Source organism: uncultured Williamsia sp. (assembly GCF_947494875.1).
Taxonomy (GTDB): Bacteria; Actinomycetota; Actinomycetes; order Mycobacteriales; family Mycobacteriaceae; genus Williamsia_A.
Map to the genome: position 1 here is coordinate 87,587 of NZ_CANLWM010000011.1, position 14,110 is coordinate 101,696.

At 68.5% G+C, this 14,110-nt stretch carries 16 protein-coding genes and 1 pseudogene; 7 read left to right on the forward strand and 10 right to left on the reverse strand.

Annotation, left to right across the window (positions count from 1 at the left end):
- Window positions 1-130 precede the first annotated feature (130 nt).
- Window positions 131-1,564 carry a diguanylate cyclase gene (locus Q1A98_RS22225; RefSeq protein ID WP_299577603.1) on the forward strand — a complete coding sequence of 478 codons (1,434 nt, stop codon included), beginning with the start codon at window positions 131-133 and terminating at the stop codon, window positions 1,562-1,564.
- Window positions 1,565-1,628: 64 nt separating this feature from the next.
- Here the strand turns inward: Q1A98_RS22225 and Q1A98_RS22230 are convergent, their stop codons facing one another.
- Window positions 1,629-2,918 carry a diguanylate cyclase gene (locus Q1A98_RS22230; protein WP_299577605.1) on the reverse strand — a complete coding sequence of 430 codons (1,290 nt, stop codon included), beginning with the start codon at window positions 2,916-2,918 and terminating at the stop codon, window positions 1,629-1,631.
- A 330-nt stretch (window positions 2,919-3,248) separates the two neighbouring features.
- Here Q1A98_RS22230 and Q1A98_RS22235 point away from each other — a divergent pair, with 330 nt between their 5' ends.
- Both Q1A98_RS22235 and Q1A98_RS22240 read left to right on the forward strand, forming a co-directional pair.
- The gene (locus Q1A98_RS22235) at window positions 3,249-3,521 is read left to right on the forward strand and encodes a hypothetical protein (protein ID WP_299577607.1); all 273 of its coding nucleotides are present in this window, start codon (window positions 3,249-3,251) and stop codon (window positions 3,519-3,521) included.
- A 75-nt stretch (window positions 3,522-3,596) separates the two neighbouring features.
- The gene (locus Q1A98_RS22240; RefSeq protein WP_299577609.1) at window positions 3,597-3,800 is read left to right on the forward strand and encodes a hypothetical protein; all 204 of its coding nucleotides are present in this window, start codon (window positions 3,597-3,599) and stop codon (window positions 3,798-3,800) included.
- A gap of 22 nt (window positions 3,801-3,822) precedes the next feature.
- Here Q1A98_RS22240 and Q1A98_RS22245 read toward each other — a convergent pair whose 3' ends face one another.
- Window positions 3,823-4,605, reverse strand: a complete 783-nt coding sequence (locus tag Q1A98_RS22245; protein ID WP_299577611.1) for a TetR family transcriptional regulator — start codon at window positions 4,603-4,605, stop codon at window positions 3,823-3,825.
- 55 nt (window positions 4,606-4,660) lie between these two features.
- Here Q1A98_RS22245 and ligD point away from each other — a divergent pair, with 55 nt between their 5' ends.
- Complete coding sequence (ligD, locus tag Q1A98_RS22250; protein WP_299577613.1) at window positions 4,661-5,620, forward strand: non-homologous end-joining DNA ligase; 960 nt, start codon at window positions 4,661-4,663, stop codon at window positions 5,618-5,620.
- A gap of 10 nt (window positions 5,621-5,630) precedes the next feature.
- Here the strand turns inward: ligD and Q1A98_RS22255 are convergent, their stop codons facing one another.
- Both Q1A98_RS22255 and Q1A98_RS22260 read right to left on the reverse strand, forming a co-directional pair.
- Complete coding sequence (locus Q1A98_RS22255; protein ID WP_299577615.1) at window positions 5,631-6,206, reverse strand: TetR/AcrR family transcriptional regulator; 576 nt, start codon at window positions 6,204-6,206, stop codon at window positions 5,631-5,633.
- Between the two features lie 251 nt (window positions 6,207-6,457).
- Entirely contained in the window at window positions 6,458-6,739 is a 282-nt protein-coding gene (locus Q1A98_RS22260; RefSeq protein WP_299577617.1) for a hypothetical protein, read from the reverse strand.
- 273 nt (window positions 6,740-7,012) lie between these two features.
- Between Q1A98_RS22260 and Q1A98_RS22265 the strand changes: the two genes are divergently transcribed.
- The 3 genes from Q1A98_RS22265 to Q1A98_RS22275 all read left to right on the forward strand — a co-directional run bounded on the left by Q1A98_RS22265 (window position 7,013) and on the right by Q1A98_RS22275 (window position 9,219).
- On the forward strand, window positions 7,013-7,723 hold the full coding sequence (locus tag Q1A98_RS22265; RefSeq protein ID WP_299577619.1) for a hypothetical protein: 711 nt from the start codon (window positions 7,013-7,015) through the stop codon (window positions 7,721-7,723).
- A gap of 150 nt (window positions 7,724-7,873) precedes the next feature.
- Window positions 7,874-8,503 carry an MspA family porin gene (locus Q1A98_RS22270; protein ID WP_299577621.1) on the forward strand — a complete coding sequence of 210 codons (630 nt, stop codon included), beginning with the start codon at window positions 7,874-7,876 and terminating at the stop codon, window positions 8,501-8,503.
- 311 nt (window positions 8,504-8,814) lie between these two features.
- Window positions 8,815-9,219, forward strand: a complete 405-nt coding sequence (locus tag Q1A98_RS22275; RefSeq protein ID WP_299577623.1) for a CD225/dispanin family protein — start codon at window positions 8,815-8,817, stop codon at window positions 9,217-9,219.
- 171 nt (window positions 9,220-9,390) lie between these two features.
- Here the strand turns inward: Q1A98_RS22275 and Q1A98_RS22280 are convergent, their stop codons facing one another.
- The 6 genes and pseudogenes from Q1A98_RS22280 to Q1A98_RS22305 form a co-directional block, all read right to left on the reverse strand.
- The gene (locus Q1A98_RS22280; protein ID WP_299577625.1) at window positions 9,391-9,975 is read right to left on the reverse strand and encodes a sigma-70 family RNA polymerase sigma factor; all 585 of its coding nucleotides are present in this window, start codon (window positions 9,973-9,975) and stop codon (window positions 9,391-9,393) included.
- A complete protein-coding gene (locus tag Q1A98_RS22285) occupies window positions 9,972-10,355 on the reverse strand; it encodes a hypothetical protein (protein ID WP_299577627.1) in 384 nt (127 codons plus the stop codon). The genes Q1A98_RS22280 and Q1A98_RS22285 overlap by 4 nt, the downstream gene beginning before the upstream one ends.
- The gene (locus Q1A98_RS22290; RefSeq protein WP_299577629.1) at window positions 10,352-10,480 is read right to left on the reverse strand and encodes a hypothetical protein; all 129 of its coding nucleotides are present in this window, start codon (window positions 10,478-10,480) and stop codon (window positions 10,352-10,354) included. The genes Q1A98_RS22285 and Q1A98_RS22290 overlap by 4 nt, the downstream gene beginning before the upstream one ends.
- Before the next feature lie 101 nt (window positions 10,481-10,581).
- Entirely contained in the window at window positions 10,582-12,411 is a 1,830-nt protein-coding gene (locus tag Q1A98_RS22295) for an Hsp70 family protein (RefSeq protein ID WP_299577631.1), read from the reverse strand.
- 24 nt (window positions 12,412-12,435) lie between these two features.
- The gene (locus Q1A98_RS22300; RefSeq protein ID WP_299577633.1) at window positions 12,436-13,860 is read right to left on the reverse strand and encodes a dynamin family protein; all 1,425 of its coding nucleotides are present in this window, start codon (window positions 13,858-13,860) and stop codon (window positions 12,436-12,438) included.
- A pseudogene (locus Q1A98_RS22305) lies at window positions 13,857-14,110 on the reverse strand (hypothetical protein); the annotation flags it as partial. The pseudogene Q1A98_RS22305 and the gene Q1A98_RS22300, both read right to left, overlap by 4 nt.

Below are 14,110 nucleotides of genomic sequence, written 5' to 3' on the forward strand. Positions count from 1 at the left end.
GCCGTTTGAAATAGCGGCATATCGCCCCACGGGTATCGGCGACCGACTATTCGCTGTTCTCCGCAACTCCTGTTGGAGTGGTTCAATGAGTTGCGGCATCAAGCACGGGTGACTAAACGAGGAAGGCGGCGTGGACGAGGGCGACTTCGCAGACGACGGCACCGCCCCCAGCCCCGCGGCCCCGGCACACGCTCACGATCCCGGGGTGCAGTACCGAGTTCTGATCGATCACAGCCCCGATGCAATCGTGGTCCACCAAGGCGCCGAGTTGGTGTTCGTCAACGCCGCCGGCCTCCAGCTCATCGGTGCGTCCGACCCCGCGGACGTGGTCGGCCATCCTCTGGGTGAGTTCGTGACCGAGGAGTCGACCGCTGCGCTCTTCGAGCGCATCCGGGGCCTCGACAGCCTGGGAGCAGCATCATCTCCGACGGAGATGACCCTGCGCCGCCTCGACGGCCACCACGTGCCCGTCGAAGCCCGATCGGTACGCACCATCTGGGTCGGGCGGCCCGCCTACCTTGCGGTCCTGCGTGATCTGACCGCTGAACATGCCGCCCGGGCTGAGGCGGACGCAGCGAACCTGCAATTCGGGGCCGTGGTGTCGTGCCTGGTCGAGGGAGTCATGATCCTCGACGACGAAGGCGTGCCATTGTCGATGAACACCTCCGCCGCCCACATTCTCGACGTCGACCCCGCCGACGTCCTCGGCACGGATCTCGAAACCCTCGCCCGCACCCTGAATCCGATCAGCGCCGACACCGGATTACCCCTGGACCCCGAGATCTACCCGTTCGCCCGCGCCCGCCGAACGGGCCGACCCGCCACCTTCACCGCCGGGATACATCGTCCCGACGGCACGGTCGTCTGGATCTCAGGGACCACACAACACTTCTCCCCTCCCCCGACCCGGTACGTCATGTCGTTCAGCGATGTCACCGCCGAACGAGAGGCCAGCGCGCGCCTGGAGTATCAGGCCACCCATGACGCCTTGACTGGTCTTCCCAACCGGCTGCGCCTGGTCGACACTCTCACCACTACGCTCGCCAACCCTCACCGCGGCCCAATCGCTGTGCTGTTTCTCGACCTGGACAACCTCAAGGCCGCCAACGACTCTCTCGGGCATTCCACCGGCGATCACGTTCTGCGCATTGCCGCCCGCCGACTCCAACAGGCGATCCCCGGAGACGGCATCATCGGCCGAGTCGGCGGCGACGAGTTCGTCGCCATCATCCACGCCGAACCCTCGGGTCTCGGAGCGATCACCGATGCGCTCCATGCAGCCCTGGCGCAACCCATCACTCTCGACGGATGGACCCTGATCATCACTACCAGCGTTGGCGTAGTCACGGTCCCGCCCTCAGATACCCGCACGATCGACGACCTGCTCCACGACGCGGACACCGCTATGTACACCGCCAAGCAGAACGGCGGAGACCAGACCGTGCACCACCCAGCGCCGCGGGGCAACGGCGGGATGAGAGCGCACGCAGATGGCGAGTCCCCGAACACACGGGGCGACTCGCCGCCCCCCACTGGTGAACTCAGGCGCGTCTACCGACGCTGACGAGGGTGATCGACTGTCCGACGACGCCGCAAAGAGATGCTGCTGGTGAGGGCGCGCCGGACGCTCACCAGAAAACGATGGGGTCCTGCGCGGCGAAGATCGTGCGGTTGCCACCAGAGTCTTTCGCTTGGTACATCGCGATGTCTGCGTCGCGCAGAAGCTGGTCGACGGTTCGGGTGTCGCCGGGCGGGACTCGGATGGCGCCAATACTGGCACGCACAACTAACTGGGCGTCCCGAACGGGTATCGGCGAGTCGAGTGACTGATGCAAGGACGTGGCGAGATCGCCTGCGGCGCACGATCCTCCGCTGACCACGGCGACGAACTCGTCGCCGCCGACCCGGCCGATACTCGAGCTGCCGGGCGGTAGCACGCTGGCCAGGCGGCGGGCGGCGATGCGCAGGACCTCGTCGCCGACGCTGTGACCGTAGGTGTCGTTGACAGCTTTCAGTTTGTCGAGATCGATATAGAGCACGGCGATGTCGTGGTGACGGTCCTGCTCGCTGAGCGCGGCACTGAGTGTGTCGAGGATGTCGTGCCGGTTCGGCAGAGCGGTCAGCGCGTCATGGCGGGCCTGATACTGAAGTCTGGCGGTCGCGTCGCGTTCTGCGGTGATATCGGTGAACGAGGTGATGAGGTGCCGCTCGGCACCGTCGCCGATCACAGATGTTGCGCACCTGACCCAGGTCGTCTGGCCGCGAGGAGGCGTCAGTTCGAGTTCGTAGCGGCTCGGGGCCGAAGTGAACGGTCTGCGATGGAGGTCAAAGGGTGTGATCAACACCCCGTCGGCCCTGCGAATACGGCCTTCGTCGATCATCGTCCTGATGGAGCTTCCGACCGCGTCGTGCACGTCGACTCCGAGGATCGCGGCGCCGGCAGGGTTGATCGAACGGATGTAACCGCGACGGTCATGGACGACGACCCCATCGATCAGCGCCTCGACTACCTCGGTGAAGCGCTGCTCGGCGCGCCTCGCGGTGGCCTCAGCCATCTCTTGGGCGGTCATGTCCCGCATGATCGCCAGATACGCGTTCTCACCCTTCCACCGGGTGCGAACTGATTGGGCCTGCACCGTGCGCAGGCTGCCATCAGCGTCGAGAAGCCTCATGACACTGGGGGCGGAGGTGTCGCCGAGCTGGGTCAGTCCTGCGATCCGCTCGATCAGGGCGGCCGCGGACGTAGCGTCAACAAACTGCAGGAGCGGCCGACCAACCACTTCCCCGGCGGAGTCGACACCAACCAGGTTCAGCGCAGCGACGTTCGCGAAGAGCAAGAGTTGTCCGTCGTGGACACAGATCGCGTCCGGGTGATGGTCGACAAGAAGCTGCCATCCGTCGTCGTCGCCTGGCTGCATTGGGCTCACCCTCCTCCCCTCAACCTCCAGCGCCCCAGCCCGGCGGCAATCGCATGCGTGCGTAGCACAGCCTAGGTGGCACGGCGCACGCTCCGCCTGTGCGTCGTGCCCTGCGACGCACACCTCAACTCCGGTCCTCGCGCCGCGCCGTAGCTCGCACCCCGAGCATGCACTTCCCGACCCGGGCTGTCGTTCAGTGCCGCCGTTGAGCGCGGCAGTGCACGGCGTGACAAGCTGCATCGTGTGTGGACGGGGCCTCACAGGTGGACAGGCACGCCGCGCCGACGGCTGCGTAAGCAGACTCCACGGCGGGCAGCCTTAGTCCCTGGCGTGTACCGCGTTCGCCGCTCGGACGGGCGTTTCGTTGTCACCGATGAGAGTCGATGCCGCCGCTCGATCCTCGGCCGCCGATTCACCGTTCTGCCGGATCTTGTCAGCGCACGGGGGTCTGCGCGCCGCCACGCGTCTCGAGCTGCTGGTCTTGTCGCTCATTACCGGATCGAGAAGTACTCACCGGATGCACTCGGCTGGATCCTGATCGAGAACTACCGAGTAGAGGATCGAGGCCATCGTGTGATCGTCGACGGCGAGGTCATCAACTGATCGCCGCCACAGCTCCTCCGATCCAGACCGCGTCGTCGGACCGGTGGTGTCCGAGCTGGTGGATACCGTGAGCGGGTGACAGAGCCCGGACAGGTCGTGCGGGGCACGATCGCGAGCAGCGAGCGACCCAAGAGGGCCAAAGTCTCCGCGAAGGATCTGACGTTGATCGTGCGGGTGCCAGGACATCCCGCCGCGGTCCAAGCATTCACCGGTAACGAGCGCACCGCTGCCCAGCGCTACGCCGACGAGGTCGGCGGCACCGTCGAGCCGCTTCTCTAGGCGCGGCTGAGCGGGCGACCGGTTATTGGCTGCCGGCCGGTGTCGTGGCAGAGGGGCCCGCGAGGGCGCGGCGGACGGTCTGCGTCATCGCCCGGCTGTAGGGGCCGGGGTCGCGGTGGCGACGGGCGGTGTCGACCGCGGCGGTGTTGAGCGTCGCGACGATCGCGCGAGCTCCCGCAGCCGACACGGTCGTGTCAGTGGCCCGCCGGACCAGGGCGGCCAGCGCGGTGTGAATGTGGTCGGCGACGTCGCCGGCGTGATCGTCACGGGTGGCGTGGATGCGGGTTTCGGCCCAGAACAGCGACGCCTCACGGTTCGTGTAGAAGTCCCGCAGCACCGCGGCCGCAGCCCGTCGGTCCGACACTTCGGCACAGCGGGTGTCGAGGCGCTCGGCGAAGGTGTCGACAGCGGCGTCGACGAGGTCCTTGCGCTCGGGGAAGTGGTAGGCCACCGACCCGACGGAGATGCCTGCGCGGTGGGCGACCTCGCGCAGCCGCATTCCCCCGACCCCGAGTTCGGCGATCTCGCCGATGGCGCCGGCGGCCAGGGCGGCGCGGCCGGTCCCGCGGCGAATGGTTCCCGGCGAGGTTGATCGTGATACTTGCCCGACGCCGTCTCGTGCCGCGGCCTGGTCGGCGTCAGCCGTCCGGATCCAGCGGTGCAGTGTTCCTTGCTTGATACCGAGCTCGTCGCCGACGTAACGGCGGGCCTTGACCAGGGACTCTCCGGTCGCGGCAATACGTTCTCGGTACATCTCGACGGCTTGTCGCCGGGTCTGTTCGTCGTAAAGGGAGGGCCTGACCACACCCCCATTCTGACCGGTGGCGCAGCGCGCGCCGAACGCACGCCATCCTGGGTGGATGGCTGCCGTTCGGGTCGCGCCCATGCTGGCGACACCGGGATCGGTGCTGCTCGGCGATGGGTTCGCCTACGAGATGAAGTACGACGGCCAGCGCGGCATGGCGACCGTGGACGGTCGAGGTGTGCGGCTGTCGAGCCGCAACGGCACCACCATCACCCGCACCTACCCCGACGTCGTCGCCGGCATCCGCCGGGTACTGGGCGGGCGCGAGGCCATCCTGGACGGTGAGGTGGTCGCCCTGGATGAGTCCGGCCGTCCCTCGTTTGGGCTGTTGCAACGTCGCATGCACACCCAGCGGGCCGCTGCGGCTCTCGTGCGTGAGGTGCCGGCGCGGTTCTTCGTGTTCGACGTCCTCGCCAGCGACGGCCGGGACGTGACGGGCCTGCCCTACACCGGGCGCCGGGCACTGCTCGAGGATCTCGTGAGCCCGGGCGATCCAGTGGTGCAGGTACCGCCGTCGTGGACCGCGGCCGACGGGGTCGACGGCCAGGTGATGCTCGAGCTCGCCGCCGAGCACGGCCTCGAGGGCGTGGTGGCCAAGCGCCTGTCGTCGCGCTACCGGCCCGGTCAGCGCTCCCCCGACTGGATCAAGCAACCGTTGCGGGTCAGCGCGACGGTGGTCGTTGCGGGCTGGATCGGGACACCCGAGAAGATGGAGTCACTGCTGCTCGCTGCGGTGCACCCGACGGGTGGGCTGCGCTACATCGGTCATGTCGGGACCGGCTTCACCCGGGTCGACCGGGAGGACCTCCTGGACCAGCTCGGCGCGATCGAACGTCCGACGCACCCGTTCGCGAGCCCTCCCCCGCGATGGGCCTCCGGTGATCACGTCCGGTGGGTGCACCCAGTCCTGCTCGGCGAGGTGCACTTTCGTGAGTTCACGACCCGTCTACGTCACGCGAGCTGGCGCGGGCTGCGCCCCGACGCTGCACTAGCCGATGCACGGTGGCCGGGCTGATCCCCCGGCGTCAGGCGTAGACGTAGACGTTGTTGACGTGCCGGCGGATGGCGACGCGGAAGTTGTCCGGCGACTGGTGGCGTACTGCCAGCCGCACCGCGGCGGTGTCGAGAAGATCGACAACCTGGCTCGGCGGGGTCCCGGTCCGATCGGTGATGCGGTGCAGCTCCGCGACGACGAGTCGGCAGATCTCTGTCACCGACTCGGCGCATTCTCGAGCTGCGGCGCTTCGTGCGGCGTGAGTACGCAACTCGGCGGCGGCCAAAGTGATGGCGCGTTCACCCCACAGGTGATGCAGGGCGTAGATCAGGGTGTTGCACGCCTCGTTGTGAGATCCACTGCGTGAGCTGGTGATCGCGACGTGACCGATGGTGCTGTACCGCTCCGCGAGGGCGGCGAATGCTTCGTCGACGAGGCGTTCCCGGCTGCCGAAGTGGTGGGTCACGGTCCCCAAACTCACGCCAGCCGTAGTCGCGACGTCGCGCATGGAGAACGCGCCGACTCCCCCATCGGCGATGAGTTCCCACACTTTCTCCAGCGTGTATGCGCGTGCACCGCCGCGGGTCGTCGATTTGTTCGCGGTCACGGTGCCACGGTGCCATGCCCGCAGAGGTCGGGCCGGGGCCAGGGGCGACGACTGCGTGAGCCCCGACGCAACCGCCACGACAGGACGAGACGGAGCCGATGGCGGGGAACGACCCCGTAGAAGCCAGAACGTCGCCGCCCGGGCTAGGGAGAGCGCAGGCAGCGACGTTCTGGGGTGGGATCACCGACCGAGTCAGCCCGCCGTCGTAGCGCCGCCAGGTCGCCCGGGCGGGACTCGAACAATGATCGCGGTCAGCGGGGAGGGAGCATCGTGTACGGAAGGTAGGGGCCCTGGATCCCGTTCCTGGACTGCAGATCGTTGGCCCAGGTGTTCGAGCATGGGAACTGCTCACTGCATTCCCAGGCCCGCGGCTGCAAGCCGTCGCCGTAGCCGTGTGGCGGCGCCAGCCACGTGTAGGCCGATGCGCTCCCTGCGCCGATCGTGAGTGCGGCCGCGCCGGCTGCCAGGGATGCGGCCACGGCGAGACGGTGCTTGTTCGTCCGGCGACCGCCGGTCTTCGACTTCTGCTGCATAACTTCTCCTTGTGGTCATGTCCGGTGAATTACCGGACGACGGTCTGATGCGAGCAGCGCGTCGAAAGGTTCCCGCTGTGGGCAGAACGGTTTGCATTCGCTGAAGGGTCGGGGCACACCGCCCGATTGGATAGCCTGTCCGTTCGTACGGACCGCCGGCCCGGCGCGATCCGCCGCGATGAGGACCCGCTGTCCGTGCTGACCTGGGGAACGCCCGTGTCCCACCCACACCGCCCGGACGAATCGACCCGAAATGGAACTCTCATGCGCTGTATGCGGCTCGCAGTCGCCATCTGTTCCGCGCTGGCCCTGGCGGGGTGTGCGTCGCAAACGGTCGCCGGCCTGGGCCTGCCGGCCGCGGTTCACCCGCCCTCGGCTTCTCGGGCTGCCCCACCCGCCGCTGCGGAATCGTCGACGCCAACGGCCGCGCGGTACCTGTTGACACAGCAGGATGTCCCGTCGAGCTATCGCCAGAAGCAGCTTCCGGTCATCCCAGCGCCATCCGGCGGCGCACAGATGGATCAGGTCATCACACCGGCTGCGTGTCGTTCCCCGGTCACGCTGCCTACTGCCGCGATCCGGCCGAGAACCACCTTCGTCGACCAGACGTCAGGTGCAGTGATCTCATCGACGGTGATCGACCCCGCCGACGGCGGGCCCTACGCCTCGGTGTCGACGTTCCGGCGCACGACGCTCGGGGACTGCGCCACAGTCACCGTCGCGGGCCGAACGGGCGGCAAGCCATACACGGTGACGCAGCTGACCACTGAACTTCCTCTCGTGGCGACCGGCGTGCCGCAGGCCGTGGCGGTCAGACGAACCACGCTCACCCAGCTGGCTTCCACACCCCCAGAACGCGACACGGCCTCCATCGCCCTGCTCGAAACCCGGGACGCCGTCATCCAACTCGTCGCCACCGGCGGCCCCATCGACACCGCGGTCCTGCAGCAGGCGATCGACGCCACAGCAGCCAAGATGCGCTAGACCCCCGTCGCCATCGCAGAAATTCGGGAACTTTCCTACCCAGTCCGGCCATCAGAGGTGTCGACAGGTGAGCACACCGCCTCGCCTGCAGACCATTTCGGCGCCACACCCACTGCGGCTGGGCCGAATTGACCGGGAGGAATCCTCATCATGCGTACGGCCATTCGCGCCACCCTGACCGCAGCTGCTGCCGCGGCGGCGGTGAGCACCCTCGCCGCCGGCACCGCGCTCGCCGAGCCGGTGCACGCCGCCGACCACCAGATCACCTGGAAGCTCGACGACGGCGCCACCGCCACCGTCTCATCCACCGGCGAGGTCATCAACAAGGTGCCGCCGCTGACCACCGCCGGCACCACCCGCGAGGGCTTCGCGACCCTCACCGCTTCGACGAGCGTGGCCGGGGCAACTCCGGGCACCGTCGGCACCCTGGTCACCGGCTACCAGATCGGGTGCATGGCCAGCTTCCAGGGCGTCGGGATCGGCGCGAACGCCACCGTCGGGATCGGTGGGACCGCGGGCACCGGCGGGGGCAGCCTCGGCCCGAACGCCTCCATCGGCCCCAGCATCACCGTCAACCTCGGGCCCGGCGAGATCACCGACGTTCCGCTGGGCAAGAAGAGCATGGTCGGCCCCGACGCCACCATCCGCGTTCGTAACGCCCACATCAAGGTCGACGGCTGCATCGGCCCGGTCACCGCCCGCTCCTACACCACCGTGCAGCTGAGCACCCCGGCCAGCGACGACGGCAACACCGTCTACGGCACACCGATCGGTCTCTGATCGACCTTCCACCCCTGGGCACCGCTGGCCCGGTCACCGTTCGGTGGCCGGGCTCGGCGGCGTCGCCGCAACCACCCGGGTGCGTCGACCACGACCGGAAAAGGAACACAGATGACCGTCGCACCGAACAGCACCACACCCGATCCCCCGACCTGCCCGCCGGGCCGGGCCGCGCTGTGGCCCACCGGTGTGCGCGAGACCGCCCGACGAATTCGTGGGATGGCGGCGGGAACTAACCGCTGCCCCGCCCCATCCAAGTTGTGTGGCCGCATGACCGCGGCCGACCTCGGACCAGGCAGAAGGAACTTATTATGTCCAACCCCGGCACCTACCGTCCCGACCAGTACACCTACGCCTCGGAGAACCGCTACGGCAGCGACACTGCCGCCGGCCCCGTCGCTCCCCGCCCGCACGGCGGATGGGCCGCGGCCACGCTGATCTTCTTCTGGCCGTTGGCGTTCGTCGCGTTCAGCCGCGCCCTGTCGGTGCCCATGCTGTGGGCCGAGGGCCGCTACCAGGAGGCCCAGGACGCCTCGGCGTCCGTCGCCCGCCTCGGCAAGATCGCCGTCATCATCGGGATCGTCCTCACCGTGCTGCTGGTGCTGTTCTACGTGGTGGTGATCCTGATGGCGGTCAACGACGCCGCCAGCAGCGTGCCCCACGGGTCGATCCCCACCTACAGCGAGCTGCCCAGCTACAACTCCGGCGGATACTGATCCCACCTCACCTCTGTGGGCCGCACCCGGACGGGTGCGGCCCACAGACGTGTCCACCGTGCGCGCACAGAGCCCCGAGGTTGCATCTCCTCACCGGGTCCGAGTGCCCGTGCGCGTACACCGTCGCGTCTTTATCTTGGCGGCGAATTGTTGCGGCTGTACCCGGGCCGCCTATTGGCCGGTGTCGATGTAGTCGTATGCCTGGATGCGTTCGGCAAGTTGCTTTCTCGCTCGGTTGAGCCGGGATCGCACGGTTTGCACCGGGACCTGTTGGTGCTCGGCGATCTGTTCGTAGGTCATGTCCGCGAACTCGCGGAGCACCAGGGCCTCGCGGAACGCGTCGGGAATCTCGGCGAGTGCGATGCGCAGCTGGTCTTGGATGGCGAGGTGGTCGTCGAACGCCAGTGGCGGGTCGTCGTCGAGGAGGACGGGGCGTTCGGGGTCGTTGAAGTCGACAATGTCGGTGTTGGGCTTGCGCCGGCGGACCACCGCGAGGGCACTGTTGGCGGCGATGCGGTGCAGCCACGTGGTCAGTTTGGCCTCGCCGCGGAACTTGTGAAGGTTCTGCCAGGCCGCGATCAGTGTGTCCTGCAAAGCATCCTCGGCGTCGGCCTGGTTGCCGACGATGTTGAGACACACCGCCCATATGCGGGTGCGGTGGCGGGTGGCGATCTCGGCGAATGCCGCTTGATCCCCGTCGCGGGCTTGGACGAGGAGTTCGCTGTCGTCCAGGGCCGACTTGGCGTGGTCGATCATCCGTGCCACGGTCCGGCTTCGTGGTGTCCGGGGTCGTCGCCCGGGTGATCGGTGTGGTGCTCGGTGTCGGGGTGATCGCTCAGGCTGGGGTCGCTATGCGGGTCCGTCGGATCGGGGTGGTGCGCACCGGCGTCGTGGTCGCGTCCCGGGTCGTGGTGGTCGTGTCCGTCGTCGTTGCCGGCAGGCGGGGTGGGTGCATCGTCGTCGGGGTAGGTCTGTTCGTCGTCCATGACCGGGACGACCGATGGGTCGGCCGGCGCGGTGTCGGGGTCAAAGGCGGTGTTGAGCATGGCCTGCCACTGGTCGCCGTCGGGTTCAGGGACGCTGTCGAGGTCGATGCCCAGTGATGCGAGAACCGATTGCGGGTCGGGTGCGGTCACGGTGTCTCCTTCGCGGTCGCGGTGGCCACCGCGGCGGTGACGCGGCGCCACACGTCGGCGGGAACCGCGTAGTCGTGATCGACGTCGACACCGAGTGCGTGCAGGACGGAGGTGGCCTCGTTCACCGCTGCCCTCCTCTACGACGTCGCCGGGATACGATGTGCCCTCACGCTATCTGATGCGGGTGGACTGCCCGAATGTTCCCGACCTGGGTGTTTGTCGTCGCTCACGACAACAAACCGACTCGCTGCAGGAAGGTTTTGGCGTTGTCCTCGCTGCTGAAGTTCCCGACGTCGAGGCTCAGGTAGGTGTTGCTGTTGGCGTACGACGCGGTCCAGTTCGGGCCGGCGTCGGCGGTGGACTGGGTGAACTGCACACCGCTGGTGGAGTCCGGGCCGGCGACGAAGTTGCGCACGTATCCCCCGCCGCTCTGCACGTCCTCGTATTTCACGAGGTTGCGCTGGCTGGACCGCTGGTCGATGTAGGCGCTGACGCTGATGTCGTCGCTGGAGTCGGCGATCCCCGACAACAGCGAGCTGTCGACGCGGACCACACATTTCACGGTGTAGGCGTTGAAGGTGCTGCCCCCGTACGGGTCTTGCACACAGTTCTGCAGGTCGCTGCGCAGCTTCGCGGGAAGCTGGGCGAACACCTGATCCTGGTTGTAGGACAGCGTGACCGGTGGCGACGACGGTGCCGCTGATGACGGTGCTGAGGTGTTGTTCGATGAACCCCCGCCGGAGGTGAGGACGATCGCCGCGACGGCGGCGATGACGATGATCGCGGCGACCACTCCCCCGATGAGCAGTGGTGTGCGTCGTGACTTCGTGGCCGCCGTCTGGTTGGGCGGGCTCGAGTCGGGGGCGGCAGCCCATCCCGGGGGTGCGGTTGTTCCGCCCAGTGGCCGGGTGGTGGTGTCGCGGCCGCCGGTGAAGTCGGGCATGTAGGGCGCCTGGCTTCCGGACGGTTCAGGGTTGGCGGCCATCCACGTCGCCAACGCTCCCTGCGCCACGACGGTTTTCGGGTCGTCGAGGGTGGCGACCGGGCCGAGCGGGGCGAGGGTGTCGTGGACGAGGGGGATGCGGGAGGTTCCGCCGGTGAGGTAGAGCGCGGCGAGGTCGCCGGGCCCGCGGATGCCGGCGTCGGCGAGGGTGGCCTGGGTGAGCTGGCGGGCCACGGTCAACGGTGGGGTGATGAGTTCTTCGAGCTCGTCGCGGGTCAGCTGCAGTGTCTCGTGAAAGCCGCCGCCGGCGACGGTGATGGTCGCCGAAGGGGTGTCGGAGAGCAGTTCTTTGGCGCGGCGAATGGAGTCGTCGAGCTGCACCCGGATGCCGATCGGCGCCTCGCGCCGCAGGTACTGCAGCAGCTCGGGGTTGCGGGCGTCGAGTTGCTGGTCGACCCAACGGCGGATGAGGGCGTCGAAGTTCTTCCCGCCCAGCGAGTTGTCGCCGCGGGCGGCGAGCACGGTGAACGAGTTGTCGGCCTGCTTTTCCAGGACCGCGACGTCGAGGGTGCCGCCACCGAAGTCGAACACCGCGACCCGGGCGCCCTCGGCGAGACGGGTGGAGCGGGCGTAGTGGGCGACCGCGGCGCGGGGTTCGGAGACAGTCGTGATGGCCTCGGCGGGCATCCCCGCTGACACCGCGGCGTCGATGAGGACCTTGATCTGCGGCTGCGGCCACGCCTCGGGGTGGGTCAGGACCAGGTGCGCGGGCAGTTCGCCGGCGTGGGCGGAACTGGCCCGCGACAGCACCGAGGAGAACACCGCCGCCACCGGCAGCCAGGTCGGGATGCTGTAGCCGTTGACCGAGATGGTCGGCGGGCCGATCTGGCGTTTGGGTGAGGGGATGTAGGCGGCGGGGTTGCGCTGGCTCTCGTTGACCGCGTGATCGCCGACGGCGATCCGGTCGGGGTTCTCCACGAACACCCCCGAGGCCATCAGGTTGCTGGCGTGCGACAGCGACAGCGACTCGATCGCCCCCGACACCGCGGCCGAGTGCGCGGCGGCGGTGTTCGAGGTGCCGAAGTCGATACTGAGAACCCAGTCCGAAGCCATGGGATGTGGTGTCCTTCCGAGGATTTAGAGACGGCCGGTGGTGGCGAGGGCGGTGTAGGCGCGGGCCACGTCGACCAGGGCGGCGTCCTCGGCCGCGGTTGCGGTCGACAGGGCCTGGGTCTGCGCTGCGGACAGCCGCTGGTTGGCGTGGAGGTGGACGTCCTGGGTGGACGACCCCGCGGGCAGCCCGACGCATTCGGCGGGGTCGGCGGCGAGGAGCAGGGTGCGGATCTCCTCGACCACGCCCGAGTAGGGGTCGGCGGCGAGGAGCTTCTGCAGATCGTCGAGCAGCGCCACCCGCAGCATCGCGGGGTGGGTGCGCATCTGGTGCACGATCATCCGGATCTGGTCGCGGGCGGGGTGGTTGTAGGCGAGTTGGTCGACGTAGGCGATCACCCGGCGGGCACGGTTGAGGATGGCGAACTCGCTGAGCGAGGACTGCATCAACTGGTGCAGCATGGGCACCCCCGATCGCTGCGACAACCACTGGTTGAGGGCGGCGGCACCGTCGCGGGCGATCATGCGGCCGTGCAGGATTCCGTATTCGCCGAGCAAGTCGAGCAGCTCGCCGCGCATGCGGGCGTCGATGACGCCGTCGTCGTCGCGGTCGAGTTCGTCGACGAGCTCCTCGGCGTCGAGGGCTGACAGCGCGGCCAGGGTGCGGGCGTGCTGTTCGGACAGGGCACCGGTGTGGCTGGTCTGGGCCATCAGCCCGGAGATGGGGACGACCGCGCTGACCGCGTGCGCGAGGCGGGTGGCGACGCGGCCGGCGTGTTCGGCGGCCTGCTCGATCGGGTCGCGGCTGCCCAGTGCGCCTTCGCCGAACCCGTCGGCCCGCGACAGCACGCCGAGGGTGTTGAGCGGGGACAGCGGCAGTTCCTGCAGGAACGCCAGTTCGTCGGCGCGGGGGGTGGAGTCGAAAAGGAACACCGCGGCGTCGGCGTCGACCGAGGCGGTGCGGGTCTGCTCGAAACCGTCGATGAGCACCCGGCGGGTGGCGGTCTCGTTGCGGGTGGTCAGGGTGGCCAGGCCGGGGGTGTCGATGAGGGTGAGGTCGCGGATCGCCGCCGAGGGCAGCCACCGGTTGATGTAGGCGATGCGTTCTTCCTCGATCGGCATCCGCGCGGTCTGCCCGCGGGTCAGCGTGATCGGGTGCCGGGTGCCGTCGACGGCCACGGCCTCGGCCCGCGACGGCGCTCCGTCCTGGTAGACGGCCACCAGGCGGGTGGCCTCGAGTGCGGCGGTCTCGGCGACCGGGGCGCCGATGAGAGCGTTGACCAGGGTCGACTTGCCGGCCTTGAGACGGCCGACGATGACCACGCGCGGCGGGGAGAACAGGGTGGCGCCGATGCGGTTGGCGTGGTCGACGAGGTCCCCGCCGAGCCCGGCGAGGCTGCGTAGTCCGTGGTCGAGGGCCTCTTGCACGGGGTCCATCACGATGCCGGTCATGCCGCGCTACCTCCGGAGTGCATGCGGGTGATGTTGGAGTCGACATCGCGCAGTCGTTTGGTGACGATGTCGGCGTTGCTGGTCAGGCGGGCGATCTCCTTGTCGCGTTCGGCAGCGCTGGTCGCGGCGGCGTCGCGGGCGGACTTGACCTGCTTCTGCAGGTCCTCGATCGAGGTGCGCAGGTATTCGCGGTAGCGCACGACGATGTCGGGACGGGCCTGGGCGATGGCGCCTTCGAGCAGGCGCGCGG